The organism is Oceanobacillus aidingensis (assembly GCF_042654105.1).
Lineage (GTDB): Bacteria > Bacillota > Bacilli > Bacillales > Amphibacillaceae > Oceanobacillus > Oceanobacillus oncorhynchi.
Window position 1 is genome coordinate 266,817 of record NZ_JBHSFT010000049.1, and the last position, 22,120, is coordinate 288,936.

At 38.5% G+C, this 22,120-nt stretch carries 19 protein-coding genes; 17 read left to right on the forward strand and 2 right to left on the reverse strand.

Annotation, left to right across the window (positions count from 1 at the left end; all coding sequences use genetic code 11):
• Positions 1-261: 261 nt before the first annotated feature.
• The 7 genes from ACFO3P_RS20725 to ACFO3P_RS20755 all read left to right on the forward strand — a co-directional run bounded on the left by ACFO3P_RS20725 (position 262) and on the right by ACFO3P_RS20755 (position 9,591).
• Positions 262-1,995, forward strand: a complete 1,734-nt coding sequence (locus ACFO3P_RS20725) for an ABC transporter ATP-binding protein (RefSeq protein ID WP_193062049.1) — start codon at positions 262-264, stop codon at positions 1,993-1,995.
• A gap of 12 nt (positions 1,996-2,007) precedes the next feature.
• Positions 2,008-4,032, forward strand: coding sequence for an ABC transporter ATP-binding protein (locus ACFO3P_RS20730; RefSeq protein ID WP_193062050.1), 2,025 nt, complete (start codon positions 2,008-2,010; stop codon positions 4,030-4,032).
• Between the two features lie 599 nt (positions 4,033-4,631).
• Positions 4,632-5,447 carry a S1 family peptidase gene (locus ACFO3P_RS20735; RefSeq protein WP_226894669.1) on the forward strand — a complete coding sequence of 272 codons (816 nt, stop codon included), beginning with the start codon at positions 4,632-4,634 and terminating at the stop codon, positions 5,445-5,447.
• Positions 5,448-5,624: 177 nt separating this feature from the next.
• A complete protein-coding gene (locus ACFO3P_RS20740) occupies positions 5,625-6,344 on the forward strand; it encodes a PRC-barrel domain-containing protein (protein ID WP_193062051.1) in 720 nt (239 codons plus the stop codon).
• A gap of 731 nt (positions 6,345-7,075) precedes the next feature.
• Positions 7,076-7,405, forward strand: coding sequence for a hypothetical protein (locus ACFO3P_RS20745; RefSeq protein ID WP_193062052.1), 330 nt, complete (start codon positions 7,076-7,078; stop codon positions 7,403-7,405).
• A 594-nt stretch (positions 7,406-7,999) separates the two neighbouring features.
• Positions 8,000-8,740 carry an RNA polymerase sigma factor SigI gene (gene sigI / locus ACFO3P_RS20750; protein ID WP_193062365.1) on the forward strand — a complete coding sequence of 247 codons (741 nt, stop codon included), beginning with the start codon at positions 8,000-8,002 and terminating at the stop codon, positions 8,738-8,740.
• Positions 8,737-9,591 carry an anti-sigma factor domain-containing protein gene (locus ACFO3P_RS20755; protein ID WP_193062053.1) on the forward strand — a complete coding sequence of 285 codons (855 nt, stop codon included), beginning with the start codon at positions 8,737-8,739 and terminating at the stop codon, positions 9,589-9,591. The genes sigI and ACFO3P_RS20755 overlap by 4 nt, the downstream gene beginning before the upstream one ends.
• A 173-nt stretch (positions 9,592-9,764) precedes the next feature.
• On the opposite strand, the gene ACFO3P_RS20760 is transcribed toward ACFO3P_RS20755, so the two are convergent.
• Complete coding sequence (locus tag ACFO3P_RS20760) at positions 9,765-10,004, reverse strand: YhdB family protein (RefSeq protein ID WP_042533781.1); 240 nt, start codon at positions 10,002-10,004, stop codon at positions 9,765-9,767.
• Between the two features lie 194 nt (positions 10,005-10,198).
• Here ACFO3P_RS20760 and ACFO3P_RS20765 point away from each other — a divergent pair, with 194 nt between their 5' ends.
• The 6 genes from ACFO3P_RS20765 (at position 10,199) to ACFO3P_RS20790 (ending at position 15,827) form a co-directional block, all read left to right on the forward strand.
• The gene (locus ACFO3P_RS20765) at positions 10,199-10,777 is read left to right on the forward strand and encodes a YhcN/YlaJ family sporulation lipoprotein (RefSeq protein WP_042533783.1); all 579 of its coding nucleotides are present in this window, start codon (positions 10,199-10,201) and stop codon (positions 10,775-10,777) included.
• Between the two features lie 234 nt (positions 10,778-11,011).
• Positions 11,012-11,473 carry an S-ribosylhomocysteine lyase gene (locus ACFO3P_RS20770; protein ID WP_042533784.1) on the forward strand — a complete coding sequence of 154 codons (462 nt, stop codon included), beginning with the start codon at positions 11,012-11,014 and terminating at the stop codon, positions 11,471-11,473.
• A gap of 144 nt (positions 11,474-11,617) precedes the next feature.
• Positions 11,618-12,979, forward strand: coding sequence for a dipeptidase (locus ACFO3P_RS20775; protein ID WP_042533786.1), 1,362 nt, complete (start codon positions 11,618-11,620; stop codon positions 12,977-12,979).
• A gap of 199 nt (positions 12,980-13,178) precedes the next feature.
• Complete coding sequence (locus ACFO3P_RS20780) at positions 13,179-13,931, forward strand: (S)-benzoin forming benzil reductase (protein ID WP_193062056.1); 753 nt, start codon at positions 13,179-13,181, stop codon at positions 13,929-13,931.
• 602 nt (positions 13,932-14,533) lie between these two features.
• On the forward strand, positions 14,534-15,238 hold the full coding sequence (locus tag ACFO3P_RS20785; RefSeq protein ID WP_042533789.1) for a cytochrome c biogenesis CcdA family protein: 705 nt from the start codon (positions 14,534-14,536) through the stop codon (positions 15,236-15,238).
• A gap of 121 nt (positions 15,239-15,359) precedes the next feature.
• Positions 15,360-15,827, forward strand: coding sequence for a CcdC family protein (locus tag ACFO3P_RS20790; protein WP_193062057.1), 468 nt, complete (start codon positions 15,360-15,362; stop codon positions 15,825-15,827).
• 30 nt (positions 15,828-15,857) lie between these two features.
• Here the strand turns inward: ACFO3P_RS20790 and ACFO3P_RS20795 are convergent, their stop codons facing one another.
• Positions 15,858-16,331: a DUF2621 family protein gene (locus tag ACFO3P_RS20795; protein ID WP_193062058.1), complete on the reverse strand. Its 474-nt coding sequence runs from the start codon at positions 16,329-16,331 to the stop codon at positions 15,858-15,860.
• A 413-nt stretch (positions 16,332-16,744) separates the two neighbouring features.
• Here ACFO3P_RS20795 and ACFO3P_RS20800 point away from each other — a divergent pair, with 413 nt between their 5' ends.
• From ACFO3P_RS20800 to ACFO3P_RS20815, 4 genes are all read left to right on the forward strand, one after another.
• On the forward strand, positions 16,745-17,851 hold the full coding sequence (locus ACFO3P_RS20800) for an ATP-binding protein (protein WP_193062059.1): 1,107 nt from the start codon (positions 16,745-16,747) through the stop codon (positions 17,849-17,851).
• Between the two features lie 286 nt (positions 17,852-18,137).
• Positions 18,138-20,849, forward strand: coding sequence for an aconitate hydratase AcnA (gene acnA / locus ACFO3P_RS20805; RefSeq protein ID WP_042533797.1), 2,712 nt, complete (start codon positions 18,138-18,140; stop codon positions 20,847-20,849).
• A 156-nt stretch (positions 20,850-21,005) separates the two neighbouring features.
• Positions 21,006-21,605 carry a TlpA family protein disulfide reductase gene (locus ACFO3P_RS20810; protein ID WP_042533799.1) on the forward strand — a complete coding sequence of 200 codons (600 nt, stop codon included), beginning with the start codon at positions 21,006-21,008 and terminating at the stop codon, positions 21,603-21,605.
• 28 nt (positions 21,606-21,633) lie between these two features.
• Entirely contained in the window at positions 21,634-22,056 is a 423-nt protein-coding gene (locus tag ACFO3P_RS20815; RefSeq protein WP_193062060.1) for an acyl-CoA thioesterase, read from the forward strand.
• The last annotated feature ends 64 nt before the right edge of the window (positions 22,057-22,120 follow it).

Genomic DNA, 22,120 nt, shown 5'->3' on the forward strand with positions numbered 1-22,120 from the left:
TGGCCGGCTGATAATGGAATAAGCAGGATGATTATTATAAGCGTATGCCGACAGATGGCGTGCGCTTTTTTTGATGCATTTTTCAACCAGAAAATGGGGTGTGAATAAGGAGAGGCGACCTGGCTGCCGTTTACTATGTGGAATTGACGTGTTTTCTTAATAATTGAAGCAGGGAGGAAACTTCCAGGTCGTTTTACGGGGAGGATTTCAACAGAAAATGAATTTAGAATGCAAAACTTGGTATAGAAAGCAGGTGAAAGGATGTTTGCCGTATTTAAGAAATTAAGCTGGTTTTTTGCGCATTACTGGAAACGATATACGTTCGCTATTATCGCTTTAATTTTGGCAAGTGCAGTTGGATTGATTCCTCCAAAATTAGTCGGATATATTATCGACCATATCCAATTTGAAACATTGACGGTACAAATTCTGACGGCAGTTATTACAGGTTACATTGTACTGCTGATTGTCCATTATATTATTTCATTTTTATGGGATTATACGCTTTTTGGCGGAGCGGTTATTTTAGAACGATGGATGCGAAGCAAGCTGATGGATCATTTTTTATCGATGTCTCCGACGTTTTTTGGGAAATACCGTACAGGAGATTTAATGGCAAGATCGACCAATGATTTAAAAGCAATCAGTCTGACAGCTGGTTTTGGTGTCCTGACATTGGTTGATTCCAGTATATTTATGCTGATGATTATTGCGGTAATGGGGCTGACCATCAGCTGGCCGCTGACTTTTGCAGCTTTGCTTCCATTACCCATTATGGCTGTTATGATGAATTTTTACGGAAGCGCGATACATCGTCGTTTTACCAAGGCACAGGATGCTTTTGGGGAAATGAATAACAGTGTTTTAGAATCCATTCGCGGTGTTCGTGCAATTCGTGCTTTTGTCCAGGAAGAACAGGAAAAAACACGGTTTGAGAATATGACAAAAGATGTGTATGACAAAAATATGGAAGTTGCCCAAATCGATGCGTTATTTGAACCGACAATGAAAATTCTGGTCGGCTTGTCTTATACAATCGGAATTGGCTACGGAGCAATGCTTGTCTTTGAAAACAGGTTAACTTTAGGAGATTTAGTGACTTTTAATGTTTACTTGGGGATGCTGATTTGGCCAATGTTCGCAGTTGGTGAGCTAATCAATATTCTCCAGCGGGGAAATGCCTCCTTAGACCGGGTGAACAAGACATTGTCCTACCCGCCTGATGTGCGGGATGTCAGGGAGCTGAAGCAAGTTGAAGCGGTGAAAGAGCTTCAATTTCATAACGTATCCTTTGTCTATCCAAATACGGCAGAGAAGGCTTTAAAAGCAGTTTCTTTTAAGGTGCGGGTTGGAGATACGATTGGAGTTGTCGGGAAAACAGGAGCAGGGAAAACAACGCTGTTTAAATTATTGCTGAGACAGTATCCGGATGTACAAGGAAAGATAGTGATTTCTGGAGAGGAAATAGAAAGTCTCCCGTTAAAGCAGCTACGTGAATGGATAGGGTATGTTCCTCAGGATCAAATGATGTTCTCCAAATCCATTCGGGAAAATATTCAATTCGGCAAAGAAGCTGCGACCGATGAAGAAATATTCCGGGCACTTGAGCTGGCGTATTTCGCAAGTGACATTCTGCAGCTGCCTGAAGGGTTAGACACCCAGGTCGGTGAAAGCGGAATTACATTATCCGGGGGTCAAAAGCAGCGTGTGGCTTTGGCACGTGCCTTTATTAAAAATCCGGAGATTCTTATTTTAGATGATTCGCTATCAGCAGTTGACGGTAAAACAGAGGCAGCTATTATTGCTCATCTGAAAGAGGAACGAAAAAATAAAACAACATTTATAGCTGCGCATCGCCTCTCTGCAGTAACGCATGCAGATCATATCATCGTTTTGGAGGATGGCGAAATAGCGGAAGAGGGCACCCATGAGCAATTGATGAGGGAAAAAGGATGGTATTACAAACAATATGTTCAGCAGCAGATGAGAGACTAGGGAGGTGGAAAGATGAAGAGTACGGAGAGACGGTTATTTCAATACGCCTTAAAATATAAAAAAGGAATTATTTTAGGTCTTGTCTGTTTAATGATAGCAGTTGCTTTGGAATTAGCTGGGCCATTGATTGCTAAACGGGTCATTGATAATCATATTCTCGGTGTCGAAGGATATTGGGAAGCTGTAGAAACAGCAGATGATACAACAGCTCCTTATCACGAACAGCTGTTAAAACGATCGGACCGCGTGGAAAATGAAGATACCCCCACAGGGGCTACCTACACCTTATTACAAATCGGAATTTCTTATTATGTTTTTGAAGGTGAGCTTCCTCTGACAGGAGAACGGGAGATGAATAATGGAGAACTGACGATTACCTCGAATAATGATATTGTTCGAGCGGAAGGGGAGCGGTTATCTGTTCAAGAAGCATATCCGTTCTTCGAGCCGGAGAAGGCACCAATCATCGGTTTGCTAGTATTATATATGGTTTTATTGATTATTGCGGGTGTTTTTCAATTTTATCAAACCTTTTTATTACAAAAGTCTGCAAATCAGATTGTCAAGCGGATGCGGACAGATTTATTTGCGCATACGGAGCGGCTGCCGATTAATTATTATATCGACCAGCCGGCGGGAACCATTGTTGCAAGAATCACCAATGATACGGAAGCGATTCGCGATTTATATGAGCGCGTCCTGTCGATTGTAGTCGCCAGCTTGGTTTATATGGCAGGAATCTTTGTTGCCTTATTTATTTTGGATCCGCAGCTCGCAGCGCTTTGCTTGCTTGTGATTCCATTATTATATGGCTGGATGCGTTTTTATAAGTATTTTGGCGGTAAATATAATCAGGTGATCCGAAAAACGATTAGTCAAATTAACGGTAACATCAACGAAGCAATTCAAGGTATGCCGATTATTCAAGCTTTCAACAGAGAAAAGGCGATGAAAGCGGATTTTGAAGAATTAAATCATCGCAATTATACATTCCAAAAGAAATTAATCCGCTTAAGCGCACTGACCTCTTATAATTTAGTGACTGTATTTCGTAACATCACCTTTGTCGGGTTTATCTGGTATTTTGGAGCTTCTTCTTTTGATATGGCAAGTATGATATCAATTGGTGTTCTGTATGCTTTTGTCGATTATATTAACCGCTTGTTTGAGCCAGTAACAGATATCGTGAATCAGCTTCCATTAATTGAACAGGCAAGAGTAGCAGGCAGCCGTGTATTTGAGCTGTTAGACCAGCCTGCGGAAGAAACGGATAACCGGGCAATCGATAAATACAGAGGAACGATTTCTTTTGACCATGTATCCTTTGCTTATCAAAAGGACGATTATATCTTGAAAGATATTTCCTTTCATGTAGGCGCGGGGCAAACCACTGCTTTTGTAGGGCATACAGGCTCTGGCAAAAGCTCGATTATGAATTTATTATTTCGTTTTTATGATCCGCAAAAAGGAAGGATTACCATCGACGGGATGGATACATTCTCCTTGTCCAGACAGCAGGTTCGCAGTCATATGGGGGTTGTGCTTCAAGATCCATTTCTATTTTCGGGTACGATTTTGAGCAATGTCACGATGCAGGATGAAAAAATAACGAGAGAAACAGCGATTGCTGCCTTGAAAGCGGTCGGGGCAGACCGGTTCATTGAAAAGCTTCCAAACGGTTATGATGAAGAAGTGACGGAAAACGGATCTACCTATTCATTAGGAGAACGGCAATTAATTTCCTTTGCACGGGCGCTTGCCTTTGACCCATCGATTCTTATCTTAGATGAAGCTACAGCAAATATTGATACGGAAACAGAGCTGCTGATTCAGCATGCACTGGAGGTACTGAAGCAAGGAAGAACGACACTTGTTATCGCTCACCGCTTGTCTACTATCCAGCAGGCTGATCAAATTATTGTTCTGGATAAAGGAAGACTTATCGAACAGGGGAATCATGATACTCTGATTGCAGAACGTGGAACGTATTATCAAATGTATCAAATGCAGCAAGGTTCTTTGAAGGTAAGTGTTTAAGTATAATAATTAGTTAATATAAGTAACTCAACTTTCGCACCTAAGAATAAGCAAATATATCTTGCTATTCCAGGGTGAACATGTTCTTCATTACCATACAGCATGAAAAACATGTTCTATCGGTTCAAACTTCTGTTTGGTAAGTTGTTTTTCACGTATAGAATACCTACTAGCGGAGGCGGACCGTTTTGACTCCTGAGGGATCAGCACCATCTGAAGATCCACTTTTGCCAAGTGCTCTTCTTGGCAAAAGTTAGCTGAAGAGTGTGCCCCTAGGCAGACTAATGTCGCAACGTTCTGGGGTTGCGATTACTCACCCCATCGAAAACATTTGTACGTCGGAAAGCAAAATGGTCCGCCGCAGTGGTGCTTTACACTTCACCTTCTATTTTTTGTCAAGGGAGTTATCGAAGGCACGATCAACCCCTGTTTCTATAGAAATGAAGTTAGTTTTTAATGTGCGAAAGTTGAGTAAGGAAGAAGAAAGCGTATCTCCGCCTAAACTGCAGGGGAGATACGCTGTTTTAATAGAAAAGCAGGGCTCCTTCTATTAAAATAAAATGAAAGTGATCCACTAAGCAGAGAAAGGAGGCCGGACGTTGAACGAAGAAGAGGAAAATGACAAGTTCAAAAAATCAATGGACGAAGATTTAATAGAAAATATTGATGAGGAAGAAATGCAGGAGCTGGTTACGCAAGCAAAAGCAGAAGCGTGGGAAAGAGCCCGCGCAGAAGAAGAGACTAAACCGAAGCGCCGTTTTCCGAAAGTATTAGTCATCCTGATAGCCTTTGCGATGACGTTTTATGTACTTTCCTTATTCCCGAAAGTAATTTCGGTTCCTGCTGTAGATTTCCTTCAAGCGTCCAGCCGGTTATCGCAGGAGGAACAGATAGCAGCATCCAAGGAAGCTGTCGTGGTTATTGAAACAAATGATGGAAGAGGCACCGGTTTTGCTGTCTCCGATGATGGCACAATTTTAACAAATTATCATGTGATTGAGGATGAGCAGACGATAACGGTTGCTTTTCCGGAAGAAGGCCTATTTCAAGGAGAAGTAGTGGAAGAAATGCCGGAGATAGATTTAGCAGTTGTGGAAGTTGAGGGGAATGGCCTTCCTTATTTAACATTAGATGAAACAGCACCCGTCGAATATGAAGACGATATCCGTTTTATAGGCAACCCTTTATTTTTTAACGGAATTGCCAATGAGGGCACGATATTAGGTCCGCTGCAGCTTTCCGGCTGGGAAAAGGAAGTCATGATGATCCAGGCCCCCGTTTACCGGGGGAATAGCGGCAGTCCTGTTATAAATCAGGAAGGCAATGTTATTGGAGTTATTTTCGCAACGTTAAATCATGAAGAGCATGGACGTGTCGGTCTTTATGTGCCGATAAGTTATTTTACAAATAATTAACAATTATAATAGATTTGTTTAACACCTTGCTGAAAGGGTATTAGATAATAAAATGATTCAGGGATTCAGCCCGCCTGATCTTCCGTCTGTATTATGCATTTTCATTCTTTATAATAGAGGCGTTAGAGCGGAGTTTAAGGGCGATTTCCAGGATAAACCCTTTTTGGAGGTGTTGTCATGTTTCTAGGTTCAACATTAACGAATTTAACTATTCATGCAACAGATGGAGAAATAGGAAAGGTAAAAGATTTATATTTCAATGATGATTGGGAGCTGCGATTTATTGTTGTCGATACAAGAAAGTGGCTTCCGGGTAAGAAAGTACTGCTTCCTTTCCATGTACAGGAAGAAATTAATCTGGAGGAAGGTTATCTTAAGGTAGACAGGGATAAGGAAACGATTCGAGAGAGTCCTGAGGTGCCTGAAGATAAAGATTTCGTTTCTTCCTATCAAGAAGTGGTATTGGATTATTTCGGGTGGAACAGCTATAAGGAAAACGCGGTGTTAGATTCTGATCACGGTCCGGTAGCAACTGGAAACGGACAGCTGGAGGATGCCAGTGTACCGCCGGAACCGGATTTAGCTGCACCTGAAAATGCAACTGATAACCTGAGAAGCATAGAAGAGTTTATGGAATTTAAAGCACATGCAACAGACGGTAAAATTGGACTCGTCGATAATATTATTTTAACAGAAGTAGGAAAGATACAATATCTTGTAGTAAACAGCAACGAAAGCTATGTAGAAAATAACCTATATTTATATCGGACAGATCAGGTGACATCGGTAGATTGGTTTGAAAAAGATTTGTATCTGGATGATTCTGTGGAAGGTTTAGAGCAGGTAACACCATTTAAAGATAAAGAAGAAGTATTTCATCACTTAAATCATTCCTAAGTGGATTCATGCAATGCAAGATGCTGATTCATAAGATAGGGGAGTGGCCCCAGTGAATTTTAAATTAAAACAGATTATCCTTTCTTTGACTTTTATAGTGATAGCAGTAACTTTAAGATGGACTGTGGGCTTCTCTGTCTTAACAGATAGCTTCGTTTTGCTTTTCTTTGTTCTTTTGGGATGCTGCTTTACTTACGAAAATGATAAAAGGAAGATATGAAGATTAAATTCCCCGAAATAAAATAGTACAAATGTGATGTTTATACAAATTGAAATTAATAATTACCGCTGCAGGAAAACACTACGCTCTCCCGCAGGAGTCTCCGTATTTTTCTTTCGCTAGTTACTGTTTTTAATCATTATTTCGTCATGGCATACGCATAAGCAGCACCGAGTATAGCAAAAGCCAAATGCAGTGACTACGGCATACCAATCTCCTGATAGTTTTCTTTAATCTTGCATTTCTTCAAACGGAGTATTTGTAATATAACCCATTTTAGCAATAGGCTTATCTGCATCACAGCTTACAGCTTGAGGTTGAACATTTTCTTGCTTTCCTTCACCATTATCTTTAGAACAAGCAAAGCATTCGTAACAAGTACTACAGACCAGATTGACATGATAATCTTTCTTTTCACAATTAGTCTCTTAGTATTAGTTATTTTGACCTTTTATGTAAACGGAAACATAAAAGGGTGAAGAAGTCTGAAAGTTTGAGAGGGTGAAAAATCATGAAGCCTTCGATAAAATCATTAAAAAGATATTTAATTGGAAATATAATAGTTGCTACTTTGATAACAATCGTATCCTATCTTAGTTATCAAAGTAATGATTTCCCGTTATTCTCTGTAGTAAATTTTCTTCTTGTAATCGCAGTTACTATGTTAATTATTTCAATAATTGCGTATGTTTCAATAAAAATATATGAAAAAAGGGAAAAAAATCGAATAATGCCGATTATTTTATCCTGTTTTGCTAAAGGCAGAAAAATTCACTTGATTTTCCTCCGCATTTTCGATAAAGAATTTAATTCAAAATCCCAACAGCGAATGCTGGATTAGCAATCCTTTTTAAAATTCATTAAATCCCAAACCCCAGCATTTCTCCTTTTTTCATCATAGACAAAGGATAATGCTTTTTCATTTTTACATATTTATTTCTTATTTAAACATTTCATTACAAATTCCAACATTTTTCGAGGATGTTTTACAAAAATATGGATTTTCGTCATATTAATTTAAATGAAATGTTATTCATTTGTGATAGTAACCATTTTGGATATAGGGTAGTATTATATGTACAGGCTAGAATGGCCTGTATATATTTAACCAATAAACTAGATTTTATTGCTACGAAAAATAAAACGGATTAGACAAATAAATTTTGATACGTGTGGAGAATATCCTCACCTACGAGAAGCGGTTCAGGAAATGATTGTCCATCCTCTCTCCTCATATCAGATTTGCTTTCCTTTTGAATTTTGAGGAGAAAGGGTATGGGCGATGATACCGCAATAACTAATAAGAATGATAAAAATGGAGATTATTTGATATGAAAATAATAAATAAAAATAAATATTTGATGAATATAAATTTAAAACCCGGAAAAATAAAAATAAAAACGAATGATATAGTGTTAGGGGGAGCTGACAAATGATGATGACCAATCAATTAACAGACACCCCTATTGAAGAAAAAATTGAAGCAATCCAAAAAGGAGATATTGTACTGCAAAATGAACTGCTTCATACGTATAAGCCATTTATCGCTAAATGTGTATCAGAAGTTTGCAAACGATATATTGATCCTAAAAAAGATGATGAATTTAGTGTCGGATTAATGGCTTTTAATGATGCTATATTTTCTTATGAACCAGATAAAGGCAGTTCATTTCTATCCTTTGCAAAGCTTGTTGTGAAAAGAAAAGTGATTGATTATATCCGCTATCATCAAAAACGCCCGAATCTGCTGTCTTTAGATGAAATAAATGAAGAGGAGCAAATGGAAAATCCGCTTGTTATTGCTGCCGCAAAAGAAAAACACCAAATGGAAGCAGAGAACAGCAAAAGACGGGAAGAAATTATTTTATTCAAGGAGAAGCTAAAATCATACCGGCTTACACTGGAGGAGTTGACAAATGCTTCCCCCAAGCATCGGGACGCCAGGGAATCTGCAGTACAGGTAGCTTATATTTTATATCAGGATAACCAGTTAAGTGAGTATGTTTATCGTAAAAAAAAGCTGCCAATTAAAAAGTTATTAATGAAAGTTGAAGTAAGTAAAAAAACATTAGAACGGAATCGCAAGTTTATTTTAGCTATTTTTATTGTGCTAGGCAGTGAATATGCTTATCTTAAGGACTACCTTAAGGATTACCTCAAGGATGTGGAAAAATGAAAAAAGGAATTGTGATGGAAATCCATCGCAAATACGCCATTTTGCTTACCAAGGATGGCAGTTTTGAGAAGGGAATTATATTAACAGAGCATGCGGAACGAGGGGATGAAGTTATTTTTCAACCTGTATCTGGAAAGCCCAGATGGAGAAGGTATTGGGATAAGACGCCTATCGCAGTAAGATTATCAGCTATTGTACTTTTGATGCTGTTGATTTTTGGATATCCGCTTTTTCACGGAATGGGTGATACAGAAACGCATGCTTATGTTGCCATTGATATCAATCCCAGTATTGAATTAGAATTGAATGATGAATTAATGGTTACAGACGTCAATGCATTGAATGGTTCTGCAGATAAGCTGCTGGAGGAAATCAACAGTGTTCAAGACAAGCCCATCCACTCTGTATTAACGCATATTGTTGATGAGAGTGAAAACAGAGGACTGGCAGAGCAAAGAAGAATGATTGTAGGAGTGAGCTGTGAAAATCAAAACGGAAACCCGAGAGAGCTCATTTCGCAAATTAATCCTTACATAGAAACCTTGCCTGATTGGGATGTTGCAACGTTGATTATTCCAGAAGAGGTGAGGGAATTAGCAAAAAATGAAAATAAATCAATGAACGAAGTAATGGCTACAGAATTGGCAAATCATAATGTAGATGTAGAACAGGCACATTTTGATATGACAGACGCAAATAATCGTGCAATTATTAATTTTTTTTATGGTGAACAAGAGTCTGATATTAGCCGTTCTATAAAACATGAAAAAACGCCAATAAAACCAAAAAATAATGAGTTAACAGATGATGTTTCTGATGATGAAGACAGCGGCCAGGATGAATCATTATAGAACAATGAAGTACAAACGTGATTAAAATTTCACCGGGTTCGTTAACAGCCGTCTACAAACAGACATTTGAATACCAGTTAAAGCTGTAAAAAGCAGATGGAATTCCAGTTTTGACCGGCATCTGCTTCTTCAGCACGGTAAAGTGAAACTACAGCTGGTTACATTGCGGTAAATTATTCAAATTCATACATCCATGGACTGCTGAATTGAAGGGCATGCTCTAAATAATAAAGCAGAGTATCGTGTGATTGATCAACATATTTTTGACTGGAAGAATGATGGTAGGCATACAGAAAATGCTCAATTTTTTTAGCGAGTAAATCATCATTAGTCCGTGACATTAATATGAATAAATTGTCCCACTGTCCCCATATGGTGTAATATAAAGCTTTATCATAATCAGGTATCAACATTTTCACTCCTTTATCAAGAAGGAATTCCGGTAAACAATCTTATTGGTGAAAGGCTTCTTCCATAGCTTCTCCATTATTTCTTAAATATCACCGCTACTTTCATGGTCAGCTTTCCATAAATTAACGTTTTTCATATGCATAATTCCTTATCTGTCTAACCATAATAAGAGGCAAATAGGTAAGGAGGAATGAAAATGAAATTACGCTTATTTGCGGTATTAACCGTTCTTATGATGGTCTTAGTTGCTTGTCAAAATACGAATAACGACGATACCAATCCGAATAACTCGGATGGAAATGTGGAGCCGACTCGATATCAAGGTCAGCATATCGATGATAATGCAAGAGACCGTAATCGTGACCATACGATAGACAGAGTTTCTGACCGTAATACAGACGCAGAATATAATGTGTCCAAAGAGGCAGCTGAGAAAATAACGGATGAAATGGACGAAATTGATCATGCTTATGTATTAACAACTAGAAACAACGCTTATGTAGGAGCCAACTTGGATATAGATAATGAAGGAAACAGGAATAACCAAGAAAATAATGAAGGCAGTATGGAGATTACAGATGATGTAAAAGAACGAATTGCAGATATTGTACGTTCTGTTGACTCATCCATTGATAACGTATATGTAACATCCAATCCGGATTTCTTGGATTTAGCTGACAGATATGTCAACGATATGGACAATGGAAATCCAGTTGAAGGCTTCTTTGATCAAATTGGCGGCATGATTGACCGCGTTTTCCCAGACGCAAAATAATATCAAGCATTTTATGATTCGCGTTTTTTCAATCGTATAACATGGTACAAATCCAATTCCGTTAGCTATATAAAACTGCGGGATTGGATTTTTTTAATCGGAATCTGACATAGAAGGATATATCAGCTGGTATACATCAGCGCTCTCCACTTTTCTTACACGTTTTTTTCATGTATGATGGAAAAAGATACAGTTCCTGCTAAAGGATAGAATAGAGAAGGGATGAAGGACAATATGACCCAAAAAATGAATGTGGAGAGTTTTAATTTAGATCATACAAAAGTAAAAGCTCCTTATGTACGGCTTGTAGGTATAACAGAAGGAGCACACGGAGACAAAGTCCATAAATATGATATCCGTTTTACCCAGCCGAACAAAGCACATATGGAAATGGACGGATTACATTCCATAGAGCATTTAATGGCTGAAAATATTCGTAATCATTCAGATGCCGTATTAGATATCGGTCCGATGGGATGCCAGACCGGTTTTTATCTTTCTTTAATAAATCATGATAATTACGATGAAGTTCTTGATATGCTGGAAAAAACACTAAAGGATGTTTTAGAAGCAACAGAAGTTCCGGCATGTAATGAAGTACAGTGCGGCTGGGCAGCTAACCACAGCTTAGAAGGAGCAAAGGAAATAGCAGAAGAAATGCTGAAGCATAAAGATGCTTGGCATGAAGTATTTTAAGAAAAGAATGGCAGTTGCCTAACAGGTGATATTTGTTATGCGACTGCTGAATTTTGCGTGCTTGGAATAGATATCGTGTTTAGTGGAAAGCTTTTGACACAGTGAAAAGGCTAATATTTAAATGCTGAAGGAGGAATAAAAGTAATGAGTGAACAAGCAATTGCTTATCTGAAAGAAAATCAGGAAGCTTTATTACAAAAGCTGTATGATTTTTTAGCAATTCCAAGTGTCAGCACGGACCCGGCGCATAAAGAAGATGTACAGCGTGCGGCTGACTTTTTAACAGGATACTTAAATGAGTTGGGATTTGAAAATGTAGAGAAAATGGAAACAAAAGGTCATCCGCTCGTTTTTGCAGAATATACAGAAGCAGGACCAGAAGCACCGACTGTTTTGCTTTATGGTCATTATGATGTACAGCCGGTGGATCCGATTGATTTATGGGACAGTGAACCCTTCCAGGCAGAAGTACGCGATGGAAGAATCTACGCCCGTGGATCAAGTGATGATAAAGGACAAACTTTTATGCATCTTGCTGTTTTTGAAGCTTTCTTAAAAACAGAAGGAAAATTGCCGATGAATGTAAAAGTTTGTATTGAAGGAGAAGAAGAGATAGGCAGTGAAAATCTTTACGAGCTCCTTCAGGATAAAAAAGAACAATTCCAAGCTGACTTTGCCGTAATTTCGGATTCCGGGATGGCAGAGAAAAACCAGCCGACGATTTTATATGGATTGAAAGGATTTACAGGAATTGAAATTACATTAACCGGTCCAGATCATGATCTTCACTCTGGAATGTACGGTGGTGCAGTCCGAAACCCATTAATGGCAATGAGTCATTTGCTGGCATCGATGAAGGACGAGAAGGAAGTTATTACAATAGACGGATTTTATGATGACGTCGAGGACTTAACATCAGCAGAGAGAGAACTGATGGAAAAAGCGCCAGGAGAAGATTTTGTAAAAGCAACAAATATTCCGGAAACTGTATCGGAAAAAGGATATACAGCAAAAGAACATACGATGGGCAGGCCGACATTGGAAGTGAATGGATTATTTGGCGGTTACCAGGGAGATGGGACAAAAACAATTATTCCATCTACAGCAACTGCTAAAATTACGTGCCGTTTGGTTCCCGGCCAGGACCCGCAGGATATTCAAGAAAAATTAGTGAATCATGTTCAAAAGTTTGCACCGTCGGGTGTACATGTTCATGTTGAAAAAGAAAAGCTCTCTGCGAAAGCTTATAAAGTAGAGCCAGATCACCCTTTGATAAAAAAGGCTGCCAAAAGTTACAGCAAGGCTTTTGGAAAAGAAACGGTTTTCCTGAGGATGGGAGGATCCATTCCGGTTGTTGAATGGTTGGAGGCAGCTTATCAATATCCAATTGTTCTGTTAGGTTTTGGTACGCCAGAAGACAGATTACATTCTCCAAATGAAAGCTTTCCGGTAGACAGCTTTCAAAAAGGGATGGAAACATTAGCTTATTATTGGAATGAACTTTAACTTGAAAATGAAATAGTTAATAGAAGGATGTAAAAAAGATCTGCTTTCAATGCGTAAGACCTTGTTGAGAGGGATCTTTTTTATTTTAGAGAGGATTTCTGCTTCTAATTTTATAAGGCAAAACAACAAAAATTTCATGTGCAAAATATAGAAAAATGGGGAATAGAATAATAATTAGAAATAGAGAGGAGCAGAATTTATGGAGACTGCAATCATTACAGGTGCTTCCAAAGGGCTGGGAGCATCCGTTGCTAAGCTATTCTTGGAGTCTGGAATAAATGTGATAGGAATTTCGAGGACGGATAATACCAAGTTATATGACTATGCGAAACAAAATAATGCGACTTATCATTTCATAGCATGTGATTTATCTGAGCAGGCCTCTCTACAAAAAGCATGCAAAAGCGTGGATGAAATGCTGTTTCACGAAACGTTATCTAAAGTATACTTAATTAATAATGCGGGCTTAGTTGATCCAATTGACCGTGCCGAAAATATCGAGATGGATGATTTGATGAAACAGGTTCAAATCAATACAGTTGCACCAATGGCTTTAACGAATCATTTCTTAAAAAAAGCTTCGGAACATCATGTCCAGCTTCTGGCAGCGATGATAACTTCAGGAGCAGCAGAAAAACCGAAGTATGGATGGAGCGTATATTGCTCTACAAAAGCCAGTATAAATATGTATACGCAAGTGGCAGCAATAGAACAGGAAGGAACAGAGCATGCTGTTATTGCATTTAGCCCGGGTGTAATGGATACAGAAATGCAAGAGACAATCCGTTCCAGTTCACAGGAAGCGTTTAAGGACGTAGACAGCTTCCGCGCTCTAAAAGAGAATAATCTGTTAAGGGGAGCAGACATCATTGGAGGCGTTTTAATCGACATCTTAATGGATGACGAAAATGTTAAAAACGGAAAAATTTATGATGTACGAGAGTATATTTAATCCATTCAGTTTATTTTTACTCAGCTTTTGCACATTGAAAAGGAACTTTATTTCCATAGAAAATGGGGTTGATTATTCCTTCGATAACGTTCCTGACAAAGAGTAGAAGGTGAAGTGTAAAGCGATGGACCGTTTTGCTTTCCGACGTCCTGGGCCGGCGATTACTCGTCCCATCGAAAACATTTGTACGTCGGAAAGCGGAGTGGTTGTCCGGAGTAGAGCTACGCACAATCTGGATGCTTATAAAGGGATTCCGGCTTTATGATGGACAGCGCTTACCGATGTTGTCAGGTTCATGCATTTTCTCAATTTATCTCAGATAGCAATAAAACTATCTAGTGTAGTGTTTTTCCAGGGGACGGTTATGCGCCTCACCATAACCCGTCGTAGCGGTCGTACTAACCTGACAGCATTGCTGCAATTACTCGTCACGAAGGAATTCACCAGAATGCTGAAGCCGGTGTCCTTGATTGAAGCGAGGAGAAATATCTGCATTATTTGAAAGCCCCTTTCATAAAAATGTATAGATATTGTCATAAATTTGACTTTTATTTTTTAATTTCTCTGTTAGAATAGAAATGATTGAGTAAGGGGGGCTTCATATGGAAGAAATTAATGTTTTCTTGGCTTTTGCAGCTGGGTTTCTTTCATTTATTTCGCCTTGTGTTCTTCCGCTGTATCCGGTGTTTCTTTCTTATATTACCGGGATGAGCATGGATGAAATAAATCAGGATAATAAACGGCTTGATCGAAAAGCAATATTACATACGGTCTGTTTTTTAATTGGTTTTTCAAGTATTTTTGTAATGATTGGATTTACGACGACATATGTATCCGAGTTTTTAATGACCTATCAAGATACCATCAGACAGGTTGGCGCAATTTTAATTATCTTTTTTGGCTTGGTTATTGTGGGTGTATTGAATTTCGAGTTTCTTATGAAGGATCGTAAAATTCATTTTAAAAATCGTCCAGCAGGGTTTTTTGGTTCTTTCCTTATTGGAATGGCGTTTTCTTTAGGCTGGACACCATGTACCGGACCAATTTTAATGGTGGTATTCTCATTAGCTGCAACTAATCCTAATCTTGGACTTGTTATGATGATTAGCTATATTTTAGGTTTTTCCATTCCTTTCTTATTACTTGCTTTCTTTATTGGTAAATTGAAATGGTTTCGGAAACACAGTAAAAAAATGGTGAAAATTGGCGGCTGGGTAATGGTTTTAATGGGAATCGCATTATTCTTTGACTGGATGACGAAGGTTACTGCATTTTTAGCTAATCTATTTGGATTTACCGGATTTTAAAATGAAATAATATGATTTAAGATCAGGGTTAAGACATTATTTTTATGGAACGATGAAAAGTATCGGCCTAAATCGTTTTGGCCGATATTTTTTCAGCGTATAAAGAAAAGAGTTGTTATGTATGTATTTAGCAATTGCAACTACTGCTGTCTTTGCATTTATGGCGATTGTGATGATATTTGTACGTATGCGCGCTTCTAGAAAGCCGGCATCTGTAAAAAAGATTATATTACCGCCATTTTTTATGAGTACGGGAGCACTGATGTTCTTGTTCCCCATGTTTCAGATAAGCTGGCTTCAAGTCGCAGAAGCACTGACTGTCGGAATAATATTTTCTATCTTTTTAATTAAAACATCAAAATTAGAATTCTCGGACGGAGAAATATATGTTAAGCCGTCAAAAATGTTTCCGGTTATTTTAATTGGATTATTAGTTATCCGAATTATAATAAAACTGATTATTGGTACAAGCATCTCAGTTGGCGAAACTTCAGGAATGTTCTTTTTGCTGGCGTTTGGGATGATTGGTACCTGGAGAATAGCAATGCTTTATCAATATGTACAATTAACAAAGAAGCAAAGTGCGTAAATTTCTGCACTTTGCTTCTTTTTCGCTAAACTAAGATTTTTTCTGCTTGAATTTTTCTTCCCAATTTTCCTGATAATCCTCTTTGGATTGTTGGAAGAAAGGCTCGTAGGGTGCGATATCGATATTTTTTTCTTTTAGCTTTTTTCGCAGAAATTTATGGTCTCTTTTGGGGGTTGCTAAAATATACCCTTCAATCAATGTAGAGCGTGTAATGCTTTCCTCGTCCTTTTGAATAGAAAGCTCTCCAATTTTACTGGCGATTCTTTGTCTGGCGACATCTCTGAATAGTTCGGGAACAGGAGAAACCAGCTCTTCCAGGAAATCTTTTTCTGCTTGAGACCATTTATGTAATGTTTTTTCGAAATAATATTCCTCCCAATCCATAATGGAACGCCCATCCTCTTTAGGGAGCCGCTTTAAAAACTTTCGAAACATAAAATACCCACCGATTGCCATCAGACCAATTAATAAACATCCCCACAGGATAATAAACAGTGATATCATCGTACACCTCACCTTAATTTTACATAAAAAAATTACGAATATTGCTAATTTATTATCAACTATCAATTTATTTTTTTAGAAAATTGTAGTAACATTAATTTAACCTTTGTTATTATTCCTCACTTGTACATTATAAAGTTATTAAGAAATATACACAAGTAATCATAATTGTTTCGTCATAATCATACATATTATTTATCGCAGTTAAACTGGCAGTAAACCACTCACTTCAAAAAACGAAAAAATATGTAGAAAGGGTAATTAGGGACTAATTGCCGGTATAAACTCGATTGGTTCAATGAAAATCGTTTTTTTATGAGTGAGTAATCTAGCGTTTTATTCCCTTGGGAACGCAGCAAAATCCCAATGGAATGAAATTATACTTTTTAATAACTTCTGAAAGGAGCATGGGTATGGATAAAAACCACAAAAATAAGAACCCCAATGACTTGCAAAGTTCTGAAAGTCGTCATAATTTACACCCCGATGCAACGCTTTCAGCGGCCATTATTTCTTGGCTGAGTAAAAAAACAGAAGGAATAGTGATCGTGATTAATACAGATAGTGAAATAGAATATATAAGTGATTCCGTATATGAGATTCTTGGCTATGAGCCAAAAGAAGCAGTCGGGAAAAAGCTGGGCGATATTCCGGTTAAAATAGATTCAAAAATCATTTCACAAGCACTTGTTGGCAACGAAATAAAGCATAAAAAGCTTTTAATAGATATTCCGACCAAAGAAGGGGAGAATTTATCTTTCTCATGTGAGTTAAATGATGTTTTTCAGGATATTGATGTCGAAAAAAAGTTTTTACTTTATTTAGAAAGAAAAACAAAAGATATGAGGCTGGATGATATCATGATACGTTCAGAGAAGATGAATGTAGCTGGACAGCTTGCAGCAAGTTTAGTTCATGAAATACGCAACCCGCTGACATCATTAAAAGGATTCCTGCAATTGCTTCAGGCTGGTGCACAGCATAAAGAAGAATACTTTCATGTGATGATTGAAGAAGTGGAGAAAATTGAGTCAATCACATCGGAATTGTTATTTATTTCAAAGCCCTTAACAGATAACCGTTCTAAAGAAAGTGTTACAAAAATGATGCAGGACGTGGAATTATTATTACAGTCCCAGGCAAATCAAAAGGATATTCAAATTCAGCTGCAAAGCAGTACAAATGCATCCGTTCTTTGTGATCGTTCCCAGATTAAACAAGTTTTAATTAACCTGATTAAAAATGCAATTGAAGCTATGGAACAGCCTGGAAAAATAATTGTAGAAGCAAAAGAAGCAGATCAAAAAATAATTATATCTGTTATTGACGAAGGCTGCGGATTATCTGAGGATATTTTACATCGGCTTGGAGAGCCATTTTTTACGACAAAGACATCGGGTACAGGGCTAGGGTTGCTGATTACCAAGAAAATCCTCCATAATCATGATGCAGATTTTCATATGTATAATAATGAACATAAAGGAAGCACATTTGAAATTATTTTTTCAAAAGCTGATTAATGCGTTTTATCAGAAAGAATAATTGTAATTTCGCAGAATTTCTATCTTTTTTGCAGGCAGCTATTATTTTCACTATTAATAATTCAGTAATTATATAAGTAATATTTATCTCTTGGCATAACTTTTTACTATCTACTATTTAACAATAATTATTTGTTTTATTTGCTAGATTCCTATATTATATATATTGAAGGCTCTATTTAGTTGAATAGCAGTATGGATTAAAAAAAGTAATACCTTCTCATTTATTTGCGAGAAGGAGAGGAAATGAAAGGGGTAACACAATATGTCGAACACAAATGCGTACAATGCAAAAAAGCAGTTCGAATTAAACGGTAAGACGTACAATTATTATCGTTTAAAGACGCTGGAAGAAGCGGGGCTAGGTAAAGTAGATCGTTTGCCTTTTTCTGTCCGTGTTCTTTTAGAATCATTATTAAGGCAACAAGACGGCCATCAAATCAAAAATGAACATGTTGAATCATTAGCACATTGGGGAACGGATAAAGCAACTGGAGCAGATGTTCCATTCAAGCCTTCCCGTGTTATTCTTCAAGATTTTACAGGGGTACCTGCAGTCGTTGACCTTGCGTCCCTCCGTAAAGCAACGGTTGATCTTGGAGGAGAGCCGGATAAAATCAATCCGGAAGTTCCAGTGGATCTGGTTATTGACCACTCTGTACAGGTTGACCAATATGGTACTCCAGATGCGCTGCGTGCAAATATGGAATTGGAATTCGAACGTAATGCAGAGCGTTATCAGTTCTTGAACTGGGCACAAAAAGCGTTTAATAACTACCGTGCAGTTCCACCGGCAACTGGTATCGTTCACCAGGTTAACCTGGAGTATCTGGCTGACGTTGTACATGCGCGAGAAAATGAAGATGGAACTTATGAAACGTTCCCTGATACACTTGTAGGTACTGATTCCCATACAACAATGATTAACGGTCTGGGTATCCTTGGCTGGGGTGTTGGCGGAATCGAAGCAGAAGCAGGCATGTTAGGACAGCCTTCTTATTTCCCTGCACCGGAAGTCATCGGGGTCAAATTTACTGGTTCCTTCCCGAACGGAACAACAGCGACAGACCTGGCGTTAAAGGTAACGCAGGTGCTGCGTGAACAAAGTGTAGTTGGCAAATTTGTAGAGTACTTTGGTCCAGGACTAAAGGATATGCCATTGGCTGACCGTGCTACAATTTCAAATATGGCTCCAGAATATGGCGCTACTTGCGGATTCTTCCCGGTTGATCAGGAAACACTTGATTACATGAAGCTGACTGGACGCAGTGATGAATTAATCAGCGTTGTTGAAAAATACTGTAAAGAAAATGATTTATGGTATGACGCAGATGGTACTGATCCGGAATATACAAAAGTAATTGAAATCAATTTGTCCGAATTAGAGCCGAACCTTTCCGGACCAAAACGTCCGCAAGATTTAATCGCGCTTTCTGACATGAAGAAAGAATTTAATAAAGCAATTACTGCAAAAGAAGGTAACCAAGGATTCGGATTAGATAAATCTGAATTTGATAAAGAAGTTGAAATCAACCATCCAAATGGAAAAACTTCTGTTATGAAGACAGGAAGCCTTGCTATTGCAGCAATTACATCTTGTACAAACACATCTAACCCATATGTTATGTTAGGTGCAGGTCTGGTTGCTAAAAAAGCTGTCGAAAAAGGCCTGGAAGTTCCTGAATACGTAAAAACTTCCTTAGCACCAGGATCAAAAGTGGTAACTCGCTACTTAGAGGACGCCGGTTTACAAACATATTTAGATAAACTGGGCTTTAACCTTGTAGGTTATGGATGTACAACATGTATCGGTAATTCCGGTCCTTTACGTGAAGAGATTGAAGAAGCGATTGCAGCAAATGATTTAATTGCATCTTCCGTATTATCTGGTAACCGTAACTTTGAAGGTCGTATCCATCCGCTGGTAAAAGCAAACTACCTTGCATCTCCACCGCTTGTTGTAGCATATGCGCTTGCTGGAACAACAGATATCGACCTTGTAAAAGAAGCGATTGGTAAAGATAAAGATGGTAACGATGTTTACATGAATGATATCTGGCCATCACTTACTGAAATTAAAGAAGAAGTGGAAAAAGTAGTTACACCTGAAATTTTCCGCAAAGAGTATGAAAATGTATTCCAATCTAACGAGAAGTGGAATGAAATCGACACGACAGATGAGCCTTTATTTGAATGGGATGAGGATTCTACTTACATCCAAAACCCTCCATTCTTTGAAGGATTGACTCCGGAAGCTGGAACAGTTGAACCGCTAAGCGGATTACGTGCTATCGGATTGTTTGGCGATTCTGTAACAACAGACCATATTTCACCAGCAGGTGCTATCGCAAAAGATATGCCGGCAGGTAAATTCTTGCAAGAGAAAGGAGTTTCACCAAGAAACTTTAACTCTTACGGTTCTCGCCGCGGTAACCATGAAATCATGATGCGCGGTACATTTGCTAACATTCGTATCCGTAACCTGCTGGCTCCTGGTACAGAGGGCGGTTATACAACTTACTGGCCAACTGGCGAAGTCATGGCAATCTATGATGCTGCAATGAAATATCAGCAGGATGGAACAGGTCTTGTCGTTATCGGCGGAAAAGATTACGGAATGGGATCATCCCGTGACTGGGCTGCCAAAGGTACCAACCTTTTAGGAATTAAAACAGTAATTGCTGAAAGCTTCGAGCGTATTCACCGTTCTAACCTTGTTATGATGGGCGTATTGCCGCTTCAATTTGAAAAAGGTGACAGCGCGGAAAGCTTAGGATTAACTGGTAAAGAAACATTTGCTGTAGAAGTAGATGAGTCTGTTAAACCAGGCGATTTAGTGAATGTAACTGCAACAGATGAAGACGGAAAAGTAACTTCATTTAAAGCAGTTGCCCGTTTCGACAGTGATGTAGAAATTGATTACTATCGTCATGGCGGTATCCTTCGTATGGTATTGCGTGAAAAAGTAAAAGCATAAGCAGTCAGCTGCTTTGTAAGAGAAAAAGGGTCTTTGCTTTTTATAGAGCAAGGCTCTTTTTCTATGCATTCCTATTGAGGTCTGTATTCTTTACAAAAGTGAAGTTTCTCTTTACGATAGAAGTAGGAAAACAATGTGGATGGTGGGAGATACAAATTGTATAAACGGATATTTTCGCTTGTTTTATTATTAGTGCTTGTTGGAATTGTTATCGCGAATGTGCTTCAGAACAGAGCTGCGGACAATGCTGCTGAAGAAGAGGAAGCAGTGCTTGTAGACGATGGATCTTCCAGTCAGGGAGCTGCGATTGCACCTGCGGAAAGTGCCGGAGTAGAGCCTGGTGAGCCAGCTCCAGATTTTGAACTGGAGACATTAGAAGGAGAGACTTTCAAACTTTCTGATTTGCAAGGAAAGAAAGTGATTTTAAACTTCTGGTATTCCTGGTGCCCGCCTTGTATTGAAGAAATGCCTGAAATACAGGAATTTTATGAGGATTATCAGGATGAAGTTGAAGTTGTTGCTGTCAATATGACGAAGCATGAGAATCAGCTTTCGGATGTTGGCGATTTTATCGATGAGCATGAGCATACCTTTACGGTTCCTTTAGATAGAGAGGATACGTTATCGGAGCCGTATGTTGTCTATGCCGCACCGACGACATATTTTATAGGCACGGACGGAAACATACAACAGCCTAGAAGAATCGGACCGATGGACTATGAATTTATGGAAGAAATGGTTCAAGGAATGGATTGATTGAGAGAGAAGCAAGGAGGAAGAAAGTTTGTTAGTTACAGAAACACCAATAGAAGTAAGATACCAAGAAACCGATCAGATGGGTGTCGTCTACCATGCAAACTATCTTGTTTGGTTTGAAATCGGGCGTACAAAGTTTGTAGAAGCCTTGGGGCTTAATTACCATCAAGGAATGGAACAGCAAAATGTGGTTTCGCCAGTGATTGATGCCCAGATTTCATATAAAAACGCAGTTCGCTATGGTGAAAAACCTATTGTAAGAACGTGGCTTGATGCATATGACGGCTTGCGTACGGTTTACCGTTATGAAATTTTGAATGGGTCTGGAGATTTAGCTGTCACTGGTACGACGACCCATACGATTGTTGATAAAAATACGTTTCGGCCGCTGTCTATTCGAAGAAAATTTCCTGATTGGCATGCCGCATATCAAAACCAGCTTGGCAGTTAAGAAAGTATAAACTTTCTTACTGCATAAGTGTAACTAAGGTTGTCACCTAAAGGCTTGGTGACAA